23 protein-coding genes and 1 other annotated feature (1 of these 24 running past the window's edge) are annotated in these 21820 nt (G+C 45.4%); of the genes, 15 read left to right on the top strand and 8 right to left on the bottom strand.

Translation table 11 applies throughout. From position 1 onward, the window contains the following. The first annotated feature begins 18 nt into the window (after positions 1-18). The 6 genes from ACK1LH_RS15375 (at position 19) to yihA (ending at position 9487) form a co-directional block, all read left to right on the top strand. Positions 19-1026, top strand: a complete 1008-nt coding sequence (locus ACK1LH_RS15375) for a tetratricopeptide repeat protein (RefSeq protein ID WP_411333538.1) — start codon at positions 19-21, stop codon at positions 1024-1026. A gap of 242 nt (positions 1027-1268) precedes the next feature. Then, positions 1269-2555: a trigger factor gene (gene tig / locus ACK1LH_RS15370; RefSeq protein ID WP_029279285.1), complete on the top strand. Its 1287-nt coding sequence runs from the start codon at positions 1269-1271 to the stop codon at positions 2553-2555. Between the two features lie 447 nt (positions 2556-3002). Then, complete coding sequence (gene clpX / locus ACK1LH_RS15365) at positions 3003-4268, top strand: ATP-dependent protease ATP-binding subunit ClpX (RefSeq protein ID WP_029279286.1); 1266 nt, start codon at positions 3003-3005, stop codon at positions 4266-4268. A 272-nt stretch (positions 4269-4540) separates the two neighbouring features. Beyond that, the gene (gene lonB / locus ACK1LH_RS15360) at positions 4541-6199 is read left to right on the top strand and encodes an ATP-dependent protease LonB (protein WP_411333536.1); all 1659 of its coding nucleotides are present in this window, start codon (positions 4541-4543) and stop codon (positions 6197-6199) included. A gap of 379 nt (positions 6200-6578) precedes the next feature. Continuing rightward, positions 6579-8903, top strand: coding sequence for an endopeptidase La (gene lon, locus ACK1LH_RS15355; protein ID WP_029566812.1), 2325 nt, complete (start codon positions 6579-6581; stop codon positions 8901-8903). Beyond that, the gene (yihA, locus tag ACK1LH_RS15350; RefSeq protein ID WP_029279293.1) at positions 8900-9487 is read left to right on the top strand and encodes a ribosome biogenesis GTP-binding protein YihA/YsxC; all 588 of its coding nucleotides are present in this window, start codon (positions 8900-8902) and stop codon (positions 9485-9487) included. The genes lon and yihA overlap by 4 nt, the downstream gene beginning before the upstream one ends. A 38-nt stretch (positions 9488-9525) precedes the next feature. Here yihA and ACK1LH_RS15345 read toward each other — a convergent pair whose 3' ends face one another. Further along, on the bottom strand, positions 9526-10161 hold the full coding sequence (locus ACK1LH_RS15345; protein ID WP_203288296.1) for a hypothetical protein: 636 nt from the start codon (positions 10159-10161) through the stop codon (positions 9526-9528). Between the two features lie 82 nt (positions 10162-10243). On the opposite strand from ACK1LH_RS15345, the gene ACK1LH_RS15340 reads away from it, so the two are divergent. Next, on the top strand, positions 10244-10492 hold the full coding sequence (locus tag ACK1LH_RS15340; protein ID WP_029566810.1) for a hypothetical protein: 249 nt from the start codon (positions 10244-10246) through the stop codon (positions 10490-10492). Here the strand turns inward: ACK1LH_RS15340 and ACK1LH_RS15335 are convergent. The 4 genes from ACK1LH_RS15335 to ACK1LH_RS15320 all read right to left on the bottom strand — a co-directional run bounded on the left by ACK1LH_RS15335 (position 10489) and on the right by ACK1LH_RS15320 (position 11931). Further along, positions 10489-10698, bottom strand: a complete 210-nt coding sequence (locus ACK1LH_RS15335; protein ID WP_029566809.1) for a hypothetical protein — start codon at positions 10696-10698, stop codon at positions 10489-10491. The genes ACK1LH_RS15340 and ACK1LH_RS15335 overlap by 4 nt on opposite strands. Positions 10699-10813: 115 nt before the next feature. Beyond that, positions 10814-10960 (bottom strand): hypothetical protein, encoded by a 147-nt coding sequence (locus ACK1LH_RS15330; protein WP_161781208.1) that lies wholly within the window; start codon positions 10958-10960, stop codon positions 10814-10816. A 105-nt stretch (positions 10961-11065) separates the two neighbouring features. Then, positions 11066-11323: a hypothetical protein gene (locus ACK1LH_RS15325; protein WP_234703411.1), complete on the bottom strand. Its 258-nt coding sequence runs from the start codon at positions 11321-11323 to the stop codon at positions 11066-11068. 122 nt (positions 11324-11445) lie between these two features. Then, complete coding sequence (locus ACK1LH_RS15320) at positions 11446-11931, bottom strand: LiaF transmembrane domain-containing protein (RefSeq protein ID WP_029279315.1); 486 nt, start codon at positions 11929-11931, stop codon at positions 11446-11448. Positions 11932-12199: 268 nt separating this feature from the next. On the opposite strand from ACK1LH_RS15320, the gene hemA reads away from it, so the two are divergent. The 6 genes from hemA to hemL are packed head-to-tail and all read left to right on the top strand — an operon-like array spanning position 12200 to position 18444. After that, entirely contained in the window at positions 12200-13555 is a 1356-nt protein-coding gene (hemA, locus tag ACK1LH_RS15315) for a glutamyl-tRNA reductase (protein ID WP_411333534.1), read from the top strand. An 18-nt stretch (positions 13556-13573) separates the two neighbouring features. Then, positions 13574-14407: an inner membrane protein YpjD gene (locus ACK1LH_RS15310; protein ID WP_411333533.1), complete on the top strand. Its 834-nt coding sequence runs from the start codon at positions 13574-13576 to the stop codon at positions 14405-14407. Positions 14408-14439: 32 nt separating this feature from the next. Then, on the top strand, positions 14440-15372 hold the full coding sequence (gene hemC / locus ACK1LH_RS15305) for a hydroxymethylbilane synthase (RefSeq protein ID WP_411333531.1): 933 nt from the start codon (positions 14440-14442) through the stop codon (positions 15370-15372). After that, positions 15372-16154 (top strand): uroporphyrinogen-III synthase, encoded by a 783-nt coding sequence (locus ACK1LH_RS15300; protein WP_029279321.1) that lies wholly within the window; start codon positions 15372-15374, stop codon positions 16152-16154. The genes hemC and ACK1LH_RS15300 overlap by 1 nt, the downstream gene beginning before the upstream one ends. Positions 16155-16157: 3 nt before the next feature. Next, positions 16158-17138 carry a porphobilinogen synthase gene (gene hemB / locus ACK1LH_RS15295; protein ID WP_203288290.1) on the top strand — a complete coding sequence of 327 codons (981 nt, stop codon included), beginning with the start codon at positions 16158-16160 and terminating at the stop codon, positions 17136-17138. A gap of 19 nt (positions 17139-17157) precedes the next feature. Continuing rightward, a complete protein-coding gene (gene hemL / locus ACK1LH_RS15290; RefSeq protein WP_411333530.1) occupies positions 17158-18444 on the top strand; it encodes a glutamate-1-semialdehyde 2,1-aminomutase in 1287 nt (428 codons plus the stop codon). Positions 18445-18483: 39 nt separating this feature from the next. On the opposite strand, the gene ACK1LH_RS15285 is transcribed toward hemL, so the two are convergent. Both ACK1LH_RS15285 and ACK1LH_RS15280 read right to left on the bottom strand, forming a co-directional pair. Next, positions 18484-18651 carry a SoxR reducing system RseC family protein gene (locus tag ACK1LH_RS15285; RefSeq protein WP_139015502.1) on the bottom strand — a complete coding sequence of 56 codons (168 nt, stop codon included), beginning with the start codon at positions 18649-18651 and terminating at the stop codon, positions 18484-18486. An 83-nt stretch (positions 18652-18734) separates the two neighbouring features. Next, the gene (locus ACK1LH_RS15280; RefSeq protein WP_029566802.1) at positions 18735-18923 is read right to left on the bottom strand and encodes a CsbD family protein; all 189 of its coding nucleotides are present in this window, start codon (positions 18921-18923) and stop codon (positions 18735-18737) included. A gap of 158 nt (positions 18924-19081) precedes the next feature. Here ACK1LH_RS15280 and spoVID point away from each other — a divergent pair, with 158 nt between their 5' ends. Then, positions 19082-20089 carry a stage VI sporulation protein D gene (gene spoVID / locus ACK1LH_RS15275; protein WP_029566801.1) on the top strand — a complete coding sequence of 336 codons (1008 nt, stop codon included), beginning with the start codon at positions 19082-19084 and terminating at the stop codon, positions 20087-20089. A gap of 93 nt (positions 20090-20182) precedes the next feature. Then, positions 20183-21220, top strand: coding sequence for a spore coat protein YsxE (gene ysxE, locus ACK1LH_RS15270; protein WP_411333528.1), 1038 nt, complete (start codon positions 20183-20185; stop codon positions 21218-21220). A 205-nt stretch (positions 21221-21425) separates the two neighbouring features. Here ysxE and ACK1LH_RS15265 read toward each other — a convergent pair whose 3' ends face one another. Continuing rightward, positions 21426-21617: a hypothetical protein gene (locus ACK1LH_RS15265; protein WP_029279333.1), complete on the bottom strand. Its 192-nt coding sequence runs from the start codon at positions 21615-21617 to the stop codon at positions 21426-21428. Between the two features lie 161 nt (positions 21618-21778). Next, positions 21779-21820: a binding site (T-box leader), on the top strand (it continues 188 nt past the right edge of the window).

Raw genomic sequence — 21820 nt, 5'->3', positions numbered from 1 at the left:
CACAGCGGAGATGATTGAATGAGCGAGAAGAAACAGAGAAAAGTCATTCCATTCCCTAACTTAAGTGAGCGCTTGGTTGATAAAGGACTGGACGCTTTAAAAAATAAACGGTTCAAAGAGGCGCTGCCTCTCTTTTATGAAGTGCTTGAGCTTGGCGAGGACAGAGCGGAAATTCATCTTGGCATTGCGCTCTGTCTGATGGAGCTTGGCGATCTGGATGAAGCAAAGACGGTCTGCAAAAAAATGCTTCATGAAGATATCGGAGACTATTTTACGGTCCTGCAGGTCTACTTGACCATCTTAATTCAGCTGAGACAGTACGAGGAAGTGCAGCAGACAATCGAGGCTGTCCTTCAGGAGAATCATCTTCCCCACGATCAGGCGGAGCATTTTTACAAGCTTCTTGATTTCAGCAGGAAAATGAATGAAGATGAAGGGTCCATTTTTGAAGAGGATGATGATGAAAGCGAACCCGGTGAACCTAAACTGCTGCTTGATACGATAAACCAGCAGGTGGCTTATATACAGTCGCTGAAGGACAGGAATGTTTCAAGGCATATGCAGAAGCTGCAGACGATTCTGAAGAATCCTGAAAGCCATCCTGTCGTACAGTCCATGATCCTGCATCTTCTTATGGAAAATGAGACAGCAAAAGAAGTGAAAGTTGCAAAATTCGGCCACATGATGGCGGTTGTTCCGTCAGAGCTCGAGGACTTATCCGAGATGCCTTTTACGAAAAAAGTGCTGAATGCCCTTGATGACATTCTCGGACAGGAAAACCCGTCGCTGTATGAAGCGGTGAAAGAAATCTGGATCAGGCACCTGTATGTGCTGTTTCCATTTTTGCCGGAACCGTCAGAAGCAAGGCTATGGGCCGCTGCCCTTCATTATACAGGCTATGAGATGCACGGGATCTCGGCACCTGCAGAAGAGGTATGTGATTCATATGATATCGCGCAGGATGAGCTAGTGCAGGCTGTGAAAAAAATCTACGAAATAGAAGAAATTTCTTATTTGCAAATCTAACGTATATGTTGAAAGGAATTTTTTCTATGTTATAATGAAATGGTTGTAAATTGATGATCAGCCGTACAAGAGGGAACACATCCCTGTGCGTGCAGACATCAGCCATACACTGGACGATTTAGTAAGTCATCTACATAGGGGTATAGCAGAGAAGCTGTTTGTCAACAATGGACAGGTATCCTCTGTCAAAACCTAACCTAGATTATGTCACTATTTCAAATAGATTTTTTGGAGGGAAACTAATGTCTGCAAAATGGGAAAAGCTTGAGGGCAACCAAGGCGTTCTTACAGTAGAAGTTGAAGCTGAAAAGTTCGGCCAAGCCCTTGACGAAGCATTCAAAAAAGTATCAAAGCAAGTAAATATACCTGGATTCCGTAAAGGGAAAGTGCCTCGCGCAATGTTCGAACAGCGCTTTGGCATCGAATCACTATACCAGGATGCGCTTGATATCCTTCTTCCTGAGGTTTATCCTCAAGCGGTTGAAGAAGCGGGAATCGATCCGATCGACCGTCCGGAGATCGACGTTGAGCAAATCGAAAAAGGCAAAAACCTTATTTTCACTGCAAAAGTGGTTGTAAAGCCTGAAGTGAAACTTGGCGAATACAAAGGCCTTGAAGTTGAAAAAATGGACGCATCTGTATCTGATGAAGATGTTGATGCAGAACTTAAAACACTTCAAGAGCGTCACGCAGAGCTTGTTGTGAAAGAAGAAGGCACTGTTGAAAACGGCGACACAGTTGTTATTGATTTCGAAGGATTCGCTGACGGCGAAGCATTCGAAGGCGGCACTGCTGAAAACTACACGCTTGAAATCGGCTCAGGTTCATTCATCCCTGGCTTTGAAGATCAGCTTGTAGGTTTGGAAGCTGGCGGCGAAAAGGATGTTGAAGTAACATTCCCTGAAGAATATCACGCTGAAAACCTTGCAGGAAAGCCTGCAACATTCAAAGTGAAGCTTCACGAAATCAAAGCGAAAGAACTTCCAGCTCTTGACGATGAGTTCGCTAAAGATGTGGACGAAGAAGTTGAAAGCCTTGAAGCTCTTAAAGCTAAAACAAGAACTCGCTTAGAAGAAGCTAAAAAAGCAGAAGCTGAAAATACACTTCGCGACACACTTGTTGACAAAGCTTCTGACAATGCAGAAGTTGACATCCCACAAGTGCTTATCGACAATGAAGTAAACCGCATGATGCAGGAGTTTGAGCAGCGTCTTCAAGCTCAGGGCATGAACCTTGAACTTTACTTCCAGTTCTCAGGTCAGGACGAAGATGCACTTAAAGAGCAAATGAAAGAAGATGCATCTAAACGCGTGAAGTACAATCTGACTCTTGAAGCAATCGCAAAAGCTGAAAACATCGAAGCTACTGATGAAGAAGTGGAAGCTGAAATTGCTAAAATGGCAGAAATGTACAACATGCCGGTTGAAAACATCAAGCAGGCTCTTGGATCTCTTGAAGGACTGAAAGAAGATCTTAAAGTACGCAAAGCAATCGACTTCCTTGTTGAAAACAGCAAAGAAGCAGCTTAATAATGATAAAATGAAACAAGGCGCGAGTTCATTCGTGCCTTGTTTTGCAAAATAAAGAGCTATGAGGCGATTCGGCGCAAATCGATGTGCCCGTCCGGATTTATTTTTCCGCTCTTTGGGTACTATATAATTACTGCATGCTACATACATATAGAGGTAAGAAATGAACTCATTTTTTACCCCAGCAAGGATTTTGGCCGGGAAGAGCGAATACTATAATATACTCCTCTTTTAGGTAAAGCTGTTTTATTTCCAGTAGTCTACATACTTATGGTACAATGCAATACATACCAATTTTTTCAGACTTTTTCCGCTTCTTGCGGCAAGTCAGTTGCGCAATCGTCATCCCCATTTCCTTTCTGCCTGAGGATAAGCATGCATGATGCTGCTGTCCCGTCCGGTAAAGGTGTGGCCCGCTGATGATACAAAGAAATAAGGGGTGAAGACATGTTTAAATTTAACGACGAAAAAGGTCAGCTTAAGTGTTCGTTTTGCGGTAAAACACAAGACCAAGTCCGTAAATTAGTTGCTGGACCGGGTGTCTATATATGTGACGAGTGCATAGAGCTGTGCACAGAGATCGTTGAAGAGGAACTTGGAACAGAGGAAGAAGTAGAATTTAAGGATGTTCCAAAGCCGAAAGAGATTCGTGAAATTCTTGACGAATATGTCATCGGTCAGGAACAGGCCAAGAAAAGCCTGGCAGTTGCGGTTTATAATCACTATAAACGCATCAACTCCAACAGCAAAATTGATGAAGTTGAGCTTTCAAAAAGCAACATCGCCATGATCGGGCCTACGGGAAGCGGTAAAACCCTTCTTGCCCAGACCCTGGCGCGCATCCTGAATGTACCGTTTGCGATTGCCGACGCAACATCGCTTACAGAAGCCGGATATGTCGGGGAAGATGTTGAAAACATCCTTCTAAAACTGATCCAGGCTGCTGATTACGATGTAGAAAAGGCTGAAAAAGGGATCATCTATATCGATGAAATCGATAAAGTGGCCCGCAAATCCGAAAACCCGTCCATCACTCGCGATGTGTCAGGTGAAGGTGTGCAGCAGGCCCTTCTTAAAATTCTTGAAGGAACCGTTGCAAGTGTTCCGCCGCAGGGCGGACGCAAGCATCCGCATCAGGAATTCATCCAGATCGATACAACAAACATTCTCTTTATCTGCGGCGGAGCGTTTGACGGCATCGAGCAAATCGTAAAACGCCGTCTTGGCCAGAAGGTCATCGGCTTTGGATCCGATAAGAAGGATGATGATCTGGACCAAAAAATGCTTCTGTCTAAAGTACTTCCGGAGGATCTTCTCCGCTTCGGGCTTATTCCGGAGTTCATTGGCCGTCTGCCGGTTATTGCAAGCCTTCAGCCGCTTGATGAAGAAGCCCTTGTTGAAATTCTGACAAAGCCTAAAAATGCGCTTGTTAAGCAGTATCAAAAAATGCTTGATCTTGACGGCGTAGAGCTTGAATTTGAAGACAATGCCCTTATGGAAATATCCAAAAAGGCGATTGAACGCAAAACAGGCGCACGCGGACTCCGTTCGATTATTGAGGGAATCATGCTTGAAGTAATGTTTGAGCTGCCGTCCCGCGACGATATTACGAAGTGTGTCATTACGGCAGAAACGGTAACAGACAAAGTTCCTCCTAAGCTAGTGCTGACAGATGGAACGGTTATCGTCGAAGATACCAAAACATCTGCATAACCTGTATTTTACACCCCTGGAATTTGTATTCCAGGGGTTTTTGCTGTTATTTCCTTTCTCGTTTTCAATTGTTTTTATACATAAACGGAGCAATTATAGTTGGCATATTTACGTTTATTAAAATTACCCCTCGGAGATACTAGCTTGTACAGTGAAACTTTCATCAATAGATGACGAGTGGAACAGACCGGGCATGTGCGGACAGGAAAGCCGGCGGGTGATTACTGCACGTTTATGCGGGATAAAATGACATCGCAGTAGGAGGGACCACTATGAGCTGGACTGGCATTGCCTTGTTTGTACAACTTTTTTTCGGGGTCATCATTGGCTTGTACTTTTGGAACTTATTAAAAAATCAGCGTACGCAGAAAGTTTCAATTGACCGCGAATCACGAAAAGAAATGGAACAGCTGAAGAAAATGAGATCAATTAAGTTATCAGAGCCTTTATCTGAGAGAGTGCGTCCTAAAAGCTTTACAGATATCGTGGGGCAGGAGGACGGCATTAAGGCCCTTAAAGCCGCCCTGTGCGGACCCAACCCGCAGCACGTGATTATATATGGTCCGCCCGGAGTGGGGAAAACCGCGGCTGCGAGATTGGTTCTAGAAGAAGCAAGACGCAATGCCAAGTCCCCATTTAAGCCTTCGGCAGTCTTTATTGAACTTGATGCCACAACGGCGAGATTTGATGAAAGGGGCATTGCAGATCCTTTAATCGGTTCTGTTCATGACCCTATTTATCAGGGAGCAGGAGCCATGGGACAAGCGGGGATTCCCCAGCCGAAGCAAGGAGCCGTCACGAATGCACATGGCGGTGTGCTGTTCATTGATGAAATCGGAGAGCTTCATCCTATACAGATGAACAAACTTCTAAAAGTGCTTGAAGACAGAAAAGTCTTTTTAGAGAGTGCTTATTACAGCGAAGAAAACACACAAATTCCAAACCATATTCATGACATTTTTCAAAATGGACTGCCTGCTGATTTCCGGCTGATCGGTGCGACAACAAGAACACCGAACGAAATTCCGCCGGCCATCCGCTCAAGATGTCTTGAGGTCTTTTTCAGGGATTTGGAGTCAGAGGAACTGGCCATTGTTGCTAAAAAAGCAGCAGTAAAAGTGAATATGAACGTCAGCGACAAGAGCATTGCCACATTGACGTCTTATGTGCGGAACGGCCGCGAAGTTGTCAATATGATGCAGATTGCAGCCGGGATGGCCATGACGGAAGACCGCAGCGAAATCACCATGCAGGATATTGAATGGGTTGTCAGTTCAAGCCAGCTGACGCCGCGGCATGATAAAAAAATCTATGAAGACGCCAGGGTCGGTCTTGTAAACGGACTTGCTGTGCACGGTCCAAATTCAGGCTCACTGCTTGAAATCGAGGTAACCGTTATTTATGCAAAGGATAAAGGCACAATAAACATTACAGGCATTGTTGAAGAAGAAAGCATCGGCGACAGAGGAAAATCCGTCAGAAGAAAAAGTATGGCAAAAGGATCGATTGAAAATGTCATAACGGTCCTTCGCTCAATGGGCATCAACGCCAATGACTATGACATTCATGTCAATTTCCCAGGCGGCATTCCTGTTGACGGTCCATCAGCCGGCATAGCGATGGCTACGGGAATTTTCTCAGCCATTCATAAAATACCGGTCGATCACACAGTAGCCATGACAGGGGAAATCAGCATTCACGGAAGTGTAAAGCCGATTGGCGGAGTAGTGCCTAAGATTAAAGCAGCCAAGCTTGCAGGCGCAAAAACCGTAATTATTCCTGCTGAAAACATGCAGTCTATTTTAAAGACCATTGAAGGCATCAGCATCATACCGGTCGCTCACTTGCAGGAAGTCTTTGACCTTGCATTCGTCAACCCGCCAACTGAGCAGGAAAACCCGGTTACACTTATAAAACAGGACCTCGGGTAATATCTCGGGGTTTTTTTATGGGGAAAATATGCTGAGTATTTCGTGTTCACCCTATAAAATTCCAGTGGACTGCAGCGGAAGGCACTTGACTCCTGCGGGATGAAGAGGGCACGGGAGACCCCGCAAACGCAGTGAGGAGGCTCCCGGTTCTCCCCGCGGTAATCTTGTGACTGGAGCGAAAGGGAACGGGTACGATTTGAACATATGCTAATTTGTCATTAAGAAGTAATTTCTTTAGTCTTCTGGTCACGGAAAGGGTATACTACATAAGGTAAACCTATATGCTTTACAGATGACTCTGCCTGCAGAATAGGATTGTACAAGAACGAAGCTCTTATATTATAATGATTGATACTTAGTCATGGAGGTGCTTTTAAAGTTGGCGAAAAAAGAAGAGAAAATCGTCCCCCTCCTACCTCTTAGAGGATTGTTAGTGTACCCGACAATGGTACTTCACCTTGATGTAGGACGCGAAAAATCCGTTCAGGCGCTTGAGAAAGCGATGATGGATGATCACATAATCTTTTTAACGACACAACGGGATATTTCTATTGATGAACCTTCTGAAGAGGATATCTTCAAAGTAGGTACGCTCACGAAAATAAAACAGATGCTGAAGCTCCCTAATGGGACAATCAGAGTCCTGGTTGAAGGCATGCAGCGCGGAGAAATGACCAAATATACAGATGAAGGCGACTATTTTTCGGTAACCGCTCTTCCTTTGGATGAAAGAGACAGCAAGGATGCTGAAGATGAAGCGCTGATGCGAACATTGCTTGATCATTTCGATCAGTACATAAAGCTGTCAAAAAAAATCTCCGGAGAAACGCTCTCGACCGTTTCTGATATTGATGAACCCGGCAGAATGGCTGACATCATTGCTTCCCACCTGCCGCTTAAGCTCAAAGAAAAGCAGGAAGTGCTTGAAACCCTGGACATTAAAGAGCGGCTGAACAAGGTCATTGAGATTATTCACAATGAAAAAGAAGTTCTTCAGCTTGAAAAGAAGATCGGCCAGCGTGTTAAAAGGTCAATGGAACGGACGCAAAAGGAATACTATCTCCGCGAACAAATGAAAGCCATCCAAAAAGAGCTTGGCGATAAAGAAGGCAAAACCGGAGAAGTGGACATCCTGAACAGCAGGATTGAGGAAGCGGGAATGCCTGACCATGTAAAGCTTACAGCACTTAAAGAGCTTGAGAGGTACGAAAAAGTGCCTTCAACTTCTGCTGAGAGCTCGGTTATCCGTAATTATCTCGACTGGCTCATTTCCCTGCCGTGGTCAAATGCGACAGAGGACCGTCTTGATTTAAAGCGCGCCGAGAAAATTCTTGATGAAGACCATTACGGCCTTGAAAAAGTAAAAGACCGCGTACTTGAATACCTTGCCGTCCAAAAACTGACCAATTCGCTTAAAGGTCCGATTCTTTGTCTGTCAGGACCTCCCGGAGTGGGAAAAACATCTTTGGCAAAGTCAGTGGCAAAATCACTTGACCGTCATTTTGTCCGCATTTCCCTCGGCGGAGTGAGAGACGAATCAGAAATTCGCGGCCACCGCAGAACCTACGTAGGGGCAATGCCGGGTCGCATTATTCAGGGCATGAAAAAAGCGGGAACGATTAATCCGGTCTTTTTGCTTGATGAAATCGATAAAATGTCCAATGATTTCAGGGGAGACCCTTCTTCAGCCCTGCTGGAAGTGCTTGACCCTGAACAAAACCATACATTCAGCGATCATTACATTGAAGAGACGTATGATCTGTCGAAGGTCATGTTCATTGCAACAGCCAATAATCTTGCCACGATACCGGGCCCGCTTCGTGACCGGATGGAGATTATCACTATCGCCGGATACACAGAGCTTGAGAAAATTCACATTGCCAAAGATCATCTGCTGCAAAAGCAACTGAAAGATCACGGGCTGAAAAAATCACATCTTCAAATAAGAGAGTCTGCGATCCGCAACATCGTGCGCTATCATACGCGCGAGGCGGGAGTCCGCAGCCTTGAACGCCAGCTTGCATCGATCTGCAGAAAAGCTGCGAAGCAAATTGTATCTGAAGAGAAAAAGAAGTTGATCATCACTGACAAAAACCTGTCTGATTATCTCGGCAAGAATAAATTCAGGTATGGGCAGGCAGAACTTGAGGATCAGGTTGGAGTAGCGACAGGCCTTGCCTATACGACTGTCGGCGGAGATACCCTTTCAATAGAAGTGTCGCTTTCACCGGGCAAAGGAAAGCTGATTTTGACCGGAAAGCTTGGCGATGTGATGAAAGAATCTGCACAGGCAGCCTTCAGCTTTATCCGTTCGCGCGCTAAAGAAATGAACATTGATGAGAATTTTCACGAGAAAAATGATATTCATATTCATGTGCCGGAGGGCGCTGTGCCGAAGGATGGGCCATCTGCAGGGATTACCATGGCAACTGCCTTAATTTCAGCACTCACCGGACGGGCGGTCAGAAAAGAAGTAGGCATGACAGGGGAAATTACCCTTAGAGGCAGAGTGCTGCCTATCGGCGGATTAAAAGAAAAAACGCTAAGCGCTCACCGTGCAGGGCTGACAAAAATCATCCTGCCAAAAGACAATGAACGGGATATTGAAGATATTCCGGAAAGTGTACGGAGTGAATTAACTTTTGTGCCTGTATCACATCTTGATGAAGTGCTGCAGCATGCATTAACGGGAGAGAGTAAATGAAAGTCACAAGTTCCGAGATCGTCATCAGTGCAGTAAAGCCGGATCAGTACCCTGATCTTGATTTGCCTGAAATTGCACTGGCAGGACGCTCAAACGTAGGAAAATCATCGTTTATCAACAAATTGCTTAACAGGAAGAACCTTGCCAGAACGTCATCAAAGCCCGGCAAAACCCAGACCCTGAACTTCTACATCATCAATGAAATCATGCATTTTGTGGATGTGCCCGGCTACGGATATGCAAAGGTTTCAAAAACCGAGCGCGAAGCCTGGGGAAAAATGATCGAAACATATTTTACGAAAAGAAGACAGCTCCGTGCAGCCGTCCTTCTTGTCGACCTGCGCCACGCACCGTCAAAAGACGATGTCATGATGTATGAGTTTTTGAAGCATTATGATATTCCTGTCATGGTCGTTGCCACAAAGGCAGATAAAATCCCTAAAGGCAAATGGCAAAAACACATGAAAGTCGTAAGAGAAACGCTGAATAAGGACCCTGAAGACCCGATGATCTGCTTCTCATCCGAAACAGGGCTCGGCAAAGAAGAATCCTGGGCTGTCATCAGACAGTACACTGGAGTCTAAACGCAAAAACCTGTGCAGAACAATCTGCACAGGTTTTTTTATTTTTCTGCCTCTTTCTCATCATCGGTGTCATCATTCTGCACCTCTTTCAGCGATTTCAGCCATTCTGGCTGAGGCTGATCGGGGCCCTCGCTGAAAACTTTAATTGTATCCCTTTCATCCTGATGCGAAAAGATATCGTGGATATCATTTCCGTTTCCAAGGATGTTGCCAAACCCCTGATTCAGCTTGCTGCTGTTTTTGAAATTGGAAGGAAAGTTATTGCCGAAGTTCACGGCTGAGGCACCTTCCACTGTGCCGATGTGTATATCTCCGATTCTAAAAGATGAGGACAGGGCCTGATCATGATCAGGCAGAGGCTGACTGCTTTTCTTTTCGTTTATTTCGTAAGGAATGTGTTTTCCATTAACGATAATGGAAATATCATTTTCCCGCTTTGGCTGCTGACGTGATTTTGAAAGAAAGGTATTTCCTATATTCATCGTTCCGTTCACTTGCTTTACATCTATATTTTCAAGCCTGTAAACAAGCTCATGAACATTCATAGTTTGTACCCGGTCTATGTGAAAGGTTTGGCGGCTGAGGTTTTGAGCGTTAACCGCTTCCTCTAATGCATGCAGCCTTTTTTCAATTTTGCGAAGAAGTGTCAGGAAAGACTCATCCTCAAGCGTCATACCGTTTCACCCCTTTAGCACGTTCGCCTGACTGGTGAATAAAATAGGAGGCAAACCGGAATTTTGATTGGAGGCAGATGCAATGAAAATCAGATCCTCTAAAATATCTTTTTCGGACCTTAACGTTCTTGAAATAGCTAACAACTCTGGTGTTTTTATAGGAAGAAACAGGCAGGTCAAGTGGAATACTGCGGCAGGCAGTTACTCCGGTTTCGGCAGAATCTCCGGCAATGAAAATGAAATCGCCCATACGATACATCTTGTCCTGCATGAGCATGTAAAAAAAGAAAAAGGGTCTCAGCAGACGGACAAAGGAAGCGGGGCGCCCTAATTCTGTTCGCCGTCTGTTTTCTTTTTCTGAACGTTTGCCAATGTGATTGTATGATGAATGGTATTGGAATTTCCGCGTACTCGTCCAAATCCCTCATGGGCGCCGGAGCGATTTGTCCATTTGTACTGAAAGTTCTCTCCATAAAACATGCCTGAGCTATGCTTTATCTGGTAGACATTTATTGAATGAAAATGGATGTTTGCCAATTCCGGGCCCCTCTCTCAAACTCTGCACACGATTTTCCCCTATTACATGTATATAGAATCTCCGGTGAAGTATGACCGCGGCATAAAGAAAACCACCGTTTGCGGTGGTTTTCAGTCAGCTCTGATAGACAGGCTGATCATTGGAACCCTGATTCTGGGTAAAATCCGAATCCATAAAATCATCATCATGAATAATATTCACTGTATCTACCGCCAGATTATTCGCACCCATGATTTTCCCGAATCCATAATTGCTCTTCATGCTCACTGTCCAGTCATATTGAGTATTCGTCCCTGTGAAAATTCCGGAGTTTCCGGAAAGGGAGGTCACATTTATATTGGTGAACTGTATAGATAAACTTTTCATCTAAATCTGTGAAACAGGCTGAGGGTTGATATTTTCAGGCTGGGCAATCGCCATATCGGCCAGATCCTGATCGTTGATAATATTTGTGCAGCCAATTGCACCCGAATTGATGAAGTTCCCGTTTCCTGAATTGAATTTCCCCTGGGCATTCCAGTCCGGCTGGCTGTTCTGCCCCGAAGAAATGATGGAATTTGCAGCCATGCTTACAACATTGATCATATTGAATACGACAGATACCGGCACAATCCAATCCTCCATTTCTCCTGCTGTAATACCTTAGTATATGTTCTGGATGCGTGCAGTGTGAACTTGTTTGGAAAACACACAAAAGGGAAAGGAGATGAAACTCCTTTCCCTTTTATAAGGATTTTCTTACATATTTACTTCTTTTTCAGAAACAATAAGTAAAAACCGCCAAGAATTAACAGAACAGGCCAGAATTTCTGGACGACCTGAACGCCTTGTTCGACCCACCCGAGACCGTTAATGATCGAGTCGAAAAAGTGGAGAAATGCGGCGAGCAGGAGTAGAATGATTCCTTGTATGGATCCTGTTTTTGTTTTGGCCGACCGGAGTATGATGCCGAGTCCGATGATAAAGGTGATGGCAGGCGCGTGTTCAGGCCAGTCGGGGAACTGCCCGAAGCAAAGAAAGTGCACGCCGAGTCCTCCAAGCAAAATGCCTGGAAGTATGGCATTTTCATCCTGATCAAAATGGCCTCCGATCAGAAAAGCGAGCCCAAAAAGAATGAGCAGTGTCTGCCATGACTGCTGCTGGTCAAAAAGCTTGATCTGAAAGGTTTCCAGAGCATAGTAAAAACCGATCGCAAGCAGGGCATAGGCAGAAAAGTTTGTCGATTTTTTCATTTCAGTCACCTCTGAATTAAGACGATTACCTTGATTGTAAGCACTTTTTTTGGTATTGTTCAAGGTGGACGAATTTGCTGCAGCTTTTGCTGTTTAAAATACAAATCAGCACGAATCCGCATTGTCATGCGGAATCATGCCGGCTGTTTAACTAGTATGATATCACAGTCCGGCAAGCTTTCAAGAACTGTTCACATTTGTAAAAAGAGAAAAAACAGAGACATGGTATAATAGTAATAGAATTCTTGTATGTGGGGTGTATGACATTATGCATATCTTAGCTGTAGGCTTAAATTATAAAACTGCCCCTGTCGAAATCCGTGAAAAACTGACCTTTCAGCCGAATGAACTCGGAGATGCCATGAAAGCACTGAAAGAGCAGAAGAGCATTCTTGAAAACATCATTGTTTCGACATGTAACCGGACAGAGATTTATACGGTTGTGGACCAGCTTCATACTGGCCGTTATTATATTAAAGCATTTTTAGCCGAGTGGTTCGGCCTTGATAAGGATTCCTTTTCTCCTTTTTTAACTATGTATGAAAATGATGGTGCCATTGAGCATCTTTTCAGTGTTTCATGCGGACTGGATTCAATGGTCCTCGGAGAAACACAGATTCTCGGCCAGGTGCGTACAAGCTTCATGCTCGGACAAACAGAAGGTACGATCGGAACGGTATTTAACCATCTGTTTAAGCAGGCAGTGACTCTTGCCAAAAAAGCACACTCTGAGACTGATATCGGAGCTAACGCAGTTTCTGTCAGCTATGCGGCTGTTGAACTTGCGAAGAAAATATTCGGCGACCTGACGAACAAGCATGTGCTTATTCTCGGTGCCGGCAAAATGGGCGAGCTTGCTGCACAGAACCTTCATGGCAGCGGAGTGCGCAAAGTGACGGTTGTTAACCGCACGTTTGAAAAAGCAGAGGTTCTGGCAAGGAAATTCAGCGGCCATGCAAAAGGGATAAATGAGCTTCAGTGCGCGCTTGTTGAAGCTGATATTCTGATCAGCTCAACCGGTTCAAGCGATTTTGTCATCACAAAAGAGATGATGGCTCCTGCTGAAAAAATGAGAAAGGGCAAGCCGCTGTTTATGGTGGATATTGCGGTTCCCCGCGACCTTGACCCTGCTCTAGATGAACTTGAAAGTGTGTTTCTGTATGATATTGACGATCTTCAGGGAATTGTGGACGCCAACCTTCAGGAGCGCCAAAAAGCAGCTGAGGAAATCGGATTAATGCTAGAGGCGGAAATTGTCGCTTTCAAGCAATGGCTTGGCACACTCGGAGTTGTTCCTGTCATTTCCGCGCTTCGCGAAAAAGCGCTTGGCATTCAGGCGGAAACGATGCAAAGCCTCGAGCGCAAAATGCCTAATCTGACTGACCGTGAACTGAAGCTTCTGAACAAGCACACCAAAAGCATTATTAACCAGATGCTCCGCGATCCGATTCTTAAGGTGAAAGAGCTTGCTGCTGATTCGGACGCAGAACAAAATCTGGAGCTTTTCATGAAGATCTTTGATATTGAAGAAGCAGTTGAAGAGCAAAAACGCAGAGAAAACTCGGTTTCTTTAAGCAGCTCTCAGGCACTGCCTGGGCAGGCAAGAGCTTCACTTCAAACGTAAGTGAGAGGAATTTGATGTATGCCAGAAATGAGTTTACCTAGAATTAATGAACTGATTATTATTCTTTATGCATTCAGTGTTCTCTTTTTTTTCATAGATTTTATTCATAACAACCGGAAGGCTAACAAAATTGCCTTCTGGTTGCTTTCTATTGTTTGGCTGCTGCAAACAATTTTTTTGTTTTATCAAATGTTTGAGACCGGCAGATTTCCAGTCCTGAACATATCAGAAGGGCTTTATTTTTATTCGTGGGTGCTTGTGACGCTGTCAGTCGTCTTAAACCGTTTTTTGAAAGCGGATTTTATCATCTTTTTCACAAATGTGCTCGGATTTATCATGCTCAGCATCCACACATTCGCGCCATCACAATATGAATCGGCAGCGGTTTCCGGACAGCTGATTTCGGAGCTTTTGTTTATACACATCACAATGGCCATCCTGTCTTACGGGGCTTTTACCCTGTCTTTCGTTTTTTCCATTCTGTATTTGATTCAGTACAATTTGCTGAAGAAGAAAAAATGGGGCAAGCAGCTTATCCGGATTGACGACCTGACCAAGCTTGATCACATGTCATATGTATTAAATGTGATCGGTGTACCGATGCTGTTATTGAGCTTAATACTCGGGATGATCTGGGCATATTTAAAAATCCCGAACTTCCACTGGTACGACGCGAAGGTAACCGGTTCGTTCATGATGCTCCTTGTGTACGGCTATTATTTATACAGCCGGATCGTGAAGGAATGGCATGGAAAACAGGTTGCTTATTATAACGCAGCAGCCTTTTTAATTTTATTAATTAATTTCTTTTTATTCGGAAGCCTTTCAAGGTTTCATATTTGGGACTCTTAATGCAAGATACATCCTAGTTGGAGGAACTCATTATGCGCAAAATCATTGTAGGATCCAGACGTAGCAAACTGGCTTTGACCCAGACGAATTGGGTGATTGACCAGCTTAAAAAAATCGGGCTGCCTTTTGACTTTGAAGTCCGGGAAATCGTGACAAAGGGCGATCAGATTCTTGATGTCACCCTCTCGAAAGTGGGAGGAAAAGGTCTTTTTGTAAAAGAGATTGAACAGGCCATGCTTGACGGCGAGATTGATATGGCTGTTCACAGCATGAAGGATATGCCTGCTGTTCTGCCGGAAGGGCTGACAATTGGCTGCATTCCGCACCGTGAAGATCCGCGGGATGCTTTTATTTCTAAAAATCACGTCAGTCTTGCTGATCTGCCTGCGGGTGCAGTGGTGGGAACAAGCAGTTTAAGAAGAAGCGCACAGCTCCTTGCCATGAGGCCTGATCTTGATATCAAGTGGATCAGAGGCAATATCGACACGCGCCTGGCAAAACTTCAGCACGAAGATTACGATGCGATCATCCTTGCTGCAGCGGGTCTTGCGAGAATGGGCTGGAGCCAGGACGTTGTGACAGAGTTTCTTGATGTGAAAGACTGCGTTCCGGCAGTCGGCCAGGGAGCGCTTTCCATCGAATGCCGCGCAGACGATCATGAGCTACTTGAGCTGCTTTCTCATTTTACAGATGAAGCGACACAGCTTGCCGTTCAGGCGGAGCGCACCTTCCTTCACGTGATGGAGGGAGGATGCCAGGTACCGATTGCAGGGTATGCAGAAGTCGCTTTTGACAAAGAAATTTCGCTTACCGCACTGATTGCCTCTCCTGACGGAAAAGAGATTTATAAAGAAAGAATCACAGGCAAAGATCCCGTAGCCATGGGAAAAGAAGTGTCTGAAAGACTGATTGCGCAGGGAGCAAAGCAGCTGATCGACAAGGTAAAAGAGGAGCTAGACCTTTAATGGCCGGCGGTCTCTCAGGAAAGACCATTCTGATTACGAGAGAAGAAACACAGGCAACCACTTTTGCAGCGAAAATTAAAAAAGCCGGCGGAGTTCCTGTTGCTGCTCCGCTGATTTCCTTTGAAAAAGCGAAGGATATACATAAACTTAAAGAGGCAGTTCGAGGTATTAAGGCTGAAGACTGCCTCGTCTTTACGAGCATGAACGGGGTGCTTTTCTTTTTTGATTTTCTGAAAGAGCACGGCTTCCCTTCTGATTTCCTGTCGCACTGCACATTTGCCGCCGTGGGGCGGAAAACAAGGCAGCTGATTGAAGACAGGGGCTATACGGTCAGAATCATGCCGAAGGAGTATGTAGCTGAAAGGCTTGCTGAAGAAATCGCGGGGAGCATCAGGCCGTCCCAGCATATTTATCTCTTCAGGGGGAATCTTGCCAGGGAAATTCTCATGAAAGAATTGACTCTCAAGGGCTTCTCCGTGACAGACCTTACGCTATATGAAACAATACATAATACAGAGGATGGAAACAGGATTGAGCAGCTGCTTGAGGAGCAAAAACTCGATTACATTACCTTTACCTCCTCATCCACTGTTGATGCCTTTATGAAGGTCATGAAAAACAAAAATCTGGATACTCTGCTCAAGGGCGTTACGCTTGTGAGCATTGGACCGATCACACATAAAACGCTTAAGAAGTACGGCTATGACGGCATTGTGTCAGATCCGTACACCATCGATGCCATGATTGACCGTATCCAAACACACGCTGAAAGGCAGGAATAAGCTATGGACATTCAATTTAACAGACACCGCAGACTCCGGAGCACAGGCAGCATGAGGTCACTCGTCCGCGAAACACATCTGCACGCAGAAGACTTTATTTATCCGATCTTCGTTGTTGAAGGCGAGCAAAAACGCAATGAGGTAAAATCAATGCCCGGCGTTGAACAGATTTCGCTTGATTACCTGAATGCAGAAATGCAGGAAGTAAGCGATCTCGGCATCAAATCCGTTATCGTCTTTGGAGTGCCTGATCATAAGGATGAGCTTGGCACACAGGCTTACCATGACCACGGCATCGTTCAGCGTGCGATTGCACAGATCAAAGAAAATTTCCCTGAGCTTGTTGTGATTGCCGATACGTGTCTTTGTCAGTATACAGACCACGGCCACTGCGGAATTGTGAAAGAGGGAAAAGTCCTCAATGACCCGACGCTTGATCTGCTGGCGCGCACTGCGGTCAGCCAGGCAAGAGCGGGTGCCGATGTTATCGCGCCTTCAAACATGATGGACGGGTTTGTGGCTGCTATCCGCCATGGCCTGGATGAAGCGGGATTTGAAGATGTGCCGATTATGTCATACGGAATTAAATACTCAAGCGCCTTTTACGGTCCGTTCAGGGATGCTGCCCACAGCACTCCGCAGTTTGGAGACCGCAAAACGTATCAGATGGATCCTGCAAACCGCCTTGAAGCGCTCAGAGAAGCAGAATCGGACATGATGGAAGGGGCGGACTTCCTGATTGTGAAACCTGCCCTGTCTTACCTTGATATCATCCGCGATGTGAAAAATAACTTTAACGTGCCGATTGTTGCCTATAACGTAAGCGGGGAATATGCCATGATCAAGGCAGCCGCACAAAACGGCTGGGTCGATGAAAAGGCAATCGTGATGGAAATGATGATCAGCATGAAACGCGCAGGCGTGGATATGATCTTGACGTATCATGCCAAGGATTGTGCACGCTGGCTGAAGGAACAACACTAATCGCAGGAGGAGAAGTCAAATGCGCAGTTATGAAAAATCAGGCAAGGCCTTCGCAGAAGCTCAAGGGCTGATGCCGGGCGGAGTGAACAGTCCTGTTCGCGCCTTTAAATCGGTCGCCATGGATCCCATTTTCATGGAGCGGGGAAAAGGCTCTAAAATTTACGATATTGATGGAAATGAATATATTGATTATGTGCTTTCATGGGGACCGCTTATTTTAGGCCATACAAATGACGCGGTTGTTGAAGCCATTAAAAAGGTGACAGAATCCGGTACAAGCTTCGGGGCTCCGACGCTGATTGAAAATGAGCTTGCAAAGCTTGTGATTGACCGCGTGCCATCTATTGAAATCATCCGGATGGTGAGTTCGGGAACAGAAGCAACGATGAGTGCCCTGAGACTTGCACGCGGTTTTACCGGAAGAAATAAGATTTTGAAATTCGAAGGCTGCTATCACGGCCACGGGGATTCTCTGCTGATCAAAGCAGGTTCAGGCGTTGCAACACTTGGACTGCCTGACAGCCCGGGAGTTCCGGAGGGAGTAGCCAAAAACACGATCACTGTTCCTTACAACGACATGGAAAGCGTAAAATATGCCTTTGAACAGTTCGGTGATGACATTGCCGGTGTGATTGTGGAGCCGGTTGCAGGAAACATGGGAGTTGTCCCTCCGCTTCCAGGCTTCCTCGAAAGCCTGCGCAGCATCACACAGGAGTACGGCTCGCTGTTAATCTTTGATGAGGTGATGACAGGCTTCCGCGTTGATTACGGCTGTGCTCAAGGGTACTTTGGCGTTACGCCTGACCTGACATGCCTCGGGAAAGTGATCGGCGGCGGACTTCCTGTCGGAGCGTATGGCGGCCGTGCCGACATTATGAAACAGGTTGCCCCGAGCGGACCGATTTACCAGGCAGGCACCCTGTCCGGAAACCCTCTTGCGATGACAGCAGGCTATGCAACGCTCAGCCAGCTTACTCCGGAAACCTACAAAGAGTTCGGCAGAAAAGCGGACATCCTTGAAGAAGGATTAACAGCGGCTGCTGAAAAACACGGCATTCCGATTACAGTGAATCGTGCGGGATCGATGATTGGCTTTTTCTTCACAGACGAGAACGTCATCAATTTCGAAAAAGCGAAAACATCCAATCTCGAGTACTTCTCAAAGTTCTATCGCGAAATGGCAAACGAAGGTGTGTTCCTTCCGCCGTCACAGTTTGAAGGTCTTTTCCTTTCCACTGCCCACAGTGATGAAGATCTTGAAAAAACGATTGCAGCGGCAGATAAAGCATTTGCTGCCCTTAAATAAAGTGAAGACCCCCTGCGCGTCAATGTGCAGGGGGTTTTATTATTTGGGCGTATATCCTGATTTCCGGCTCAGCCATTTGCTGGCAAGGATAATGGTCAGTCCGATAATGGCGACGGCAATCATAAGCAAATCAGATACAATCGTGATCCATAACGGAATCTGAAGCAGAAAAATTGCGCCGATGATAACAAAGAATAGGGGTCTCATACGAATCTCCTGAATGTTTTTCTTTTAGTATAGCAAATGGGGCGGAAAAAAGAGAACCTGCAGACGGCAGGTTCTCTATGTACTCAGTATTTAGCTGAACCTTCTTTGGCTTTTCCGGCGCCTTCCTGAAGGTTCCCTTTCAGTTTGTCTTTCTTTCCTTCACGCTGAAGCTCAGGATTGTTTGCTGCATTGCCCACCTGATCTTTCACTTCGCCTTTAGCCTGGTTTACCTTGCCTTTTACTTTGTCGCTCATGCCGTGATCTTTTGACATCATCAAACACTCCTTTCTTCTTGTATCCTTCATGTTCCCTGCATTTCCTGAGCTTAAACCAGGCATTTGATCAAAAAAATCATAAACCTTCACCGTGCGGCATATTCCTTTAATGTCACAGGTATTTTCGTAAGGACACCTGAAAGGAGGAGTTCAAGTTGTCACAGGATCAACAATCATCATTGCGGTTCTCTGTTGAGGAATCCGTTTGGTTTCAAAAGGGACAGGAAGTGGGTGAGCTGTTATCCATCTCATTAGATCCAGACATCACCATCCAGGAGTTTGACCAGTACATCTCGATTCGGGGTGCGCTTAAGCTTACGGGTGAGTACAAAATAGATGAGGATTATAGCGAAGAGGAATTTGAATATGCCAATCTCCGGTTTATCAGCAGTGTAGAAACAAGAGAAGACGGCATATCGCAGCTTGTTCACGGTTTTCCTGTAGATATCACGATTCCGAGAAACCGCATTGGAAACTTGGAAGAAGTGTATGTAACGATTGAGTCTTTTGATTATGATCTGTCAGAAAGCAGAAACCTTAGGCTCGTAGCTGACCTTGAAATCAGTGGTATTGCAAGCGGGGATGCGGCTGTAGAGGCGGAAGAAGAACAGGAGCAGGAGCAGGAATATGTGTTTGAGCAGGAGCAGGAACCAGAGCTCCAGCCGCTGTTCCGCTCACCTCAGGCACTGTATGAAGAGGAAACGCAAGTAGAAGAATATGATGCTTTTGCGCATGCAGGCAGCCAAAATCATGACGATCTGTATGAACCGTTTCATGTAGAAGTGAAAAAAGAGGCTGCAGAGGAAGAAGCCGCTGCACCGGACATTTCTTATTTTGCAAGCAGGCCGCAGTATGAGGAACCGTATAAGGCGCCTCAAAAGCAAAGTCCGAAAGCAAGAAAAGAAGAACAGGCAAGAAAGCAGGAGGAACCAAAGCAGACGGAAAACTCCCTCTACTTGACGAAGCTTTTTGAACGGGATGAAGAAGAGGAGTTTACAAAGCTTAAGATTTGCCTTGTCCAGCAGGGTGACACTATTGACAGCATTTGCGACCGCTACGGGATTACGGTCCAGCAGCTGCACAGAGTCAATCAGCTGAATTCAAGCGCAGATGTGCACGAAGGCCAGACACTTTACATTCCTGTTTACGCAAATACTCATTAAGAAAAGAAAGCAGCTTGGGGAGGAGAGTTCCTCAGCTGTTTTTTTTGTAAGTCTCTTTAAATGAGACCCGGCTAAAAGGAAGTGGGACAAAAAATGATGAGAGAAAATATGGATAAACTTGCGGAGGTTTTAAAAGAGTATGAGCTGAAAGCGGAATATGCGGAGTCTGTTACAGATAAACTGACGAAGGTCTATGCCAGTTCAGGTGCCTCCTACGCCTTGAAAAAGATGTCATCGAACCGGAATGGCCAATTCATTGAAACGCTTCACGGTGCTCATCAAAAAGGCTATTCAGGGTATGTACCCATCTTCAGAAACAGGCACCGGCAGTTTTTCACCTCTGACGGAGAAAACTGGTACTACATTATGCCCTGGCTCACCAACGAAACAGAAGAAGAGCGGGATGAGCGGCATAAAAATATGTTCAGGGAACTTGCAGCGCTTCACCAGAGAACGGCTGCTGAGGAAAAGCTGAATCAGAATGCCCTGAAAATTCACTACGATACCCTTGCCAAGCAATGGGACGACAACAAAGCCCAGTATGAAAAATACGTGGAGGAATGCGAGAAGAAGTGGTATCTCTCGCCGTTTGAACTGCAGGCCGTCACGTATTACTTTGAAACCGCCCGTGCGACAGAATTTGCCCGCAAAAAACTTGATGAGTGGTATGAGATGATGAAGGAAAAAGAGGATGTGCGGCAAGTCATGATCCACGGCAGAGCATCCATTCATCACTACTTGTATGATGAACAGGGAACAGGGTATTTCACCAATTTTGAACATGCCAGGTATTCATCGCCTATTGATGATGCGCTTCTCTTTTATCACAGGACGTTCCATACGTACCCGTTTGCAGACGATAACTGTGCCGACTGGTTTTACACCTATCAGCAGACGTTTCCATACAGAGAAGAGGAAATGCAGCTGTTCATCTGTTATCTTGCCTATCCGGATTTTGTCTACAAACAAGTGAAAAAGCACATGAACCTGAATGACAGAAGCGCGTCGCAGCTTCAGAAAAATCAGGACCTGATCAAATCTTACTGGACCTTTAAAAACATCGAGTACTTCGTCATGAAGGTGACGCAAATCGAAGAAAACAAAAAACTGGCCGCAGATCAGTCGACATAAACAAAACCCAATCGGTGATTGGGTTTTTTACATGTGAATGTAGCCTCAGTATAACAATGTTTACCTGTCTGAATAATATTTCGTGGTGTCTAGCTCCATCGCCCAGCCCTTCCGTCAGAACAAAATCCCCGAAAAAGTCAAAACCGGACTTTTCCGGTGATTTCTTTTCTGCCTGTCAGGGCTAAACGGGCGATTCCGCATTTCGTTATATCCATTCCATGTATAAAGCGACACCAAGCAAAATCAGCAGCGCCAGCAGGACAAGGTCGACAGGTGACGGGAAAATCAGGGTCCGGACGGTCTGGAAGATGGTAATCGGCACGATGAACTGTCCGGCAATGAGTTTAAACTGCTTTACATAAGGCGACAGGTTATAATCGTTTATTTTTCTGCGCATCCTAAAACTCTCCTCACTGAATCCTTCTTGTATAAAGAATATGTGCATTTACCCAGTTTTGTGCCTTTTCGGGAATAAAGGCTGTGAAAAATGGAGAAGATGATTGACGTGAAATGACTGGATTGTATACAATACAACATATATCATGTTTTCATAATCGAACACATACCGTGATAGGGAAGAGTAAAGCGGAAAGCTGTTTT

Origin of the sequence: Metabacillus indicus, assembly GCF_046603695.1 — a bacterium.
Lineage (GTDB): Bacteria > Bacillota > Bacilli > Bacillales > Bacillaceae > Bacillus_P > Bacillus_P indicus.
The sequence above is the reverse complement of the archived record's forward strand: the minus strand, read 5'-3'. Positions and strand labels throughout refer to the sequence as shown.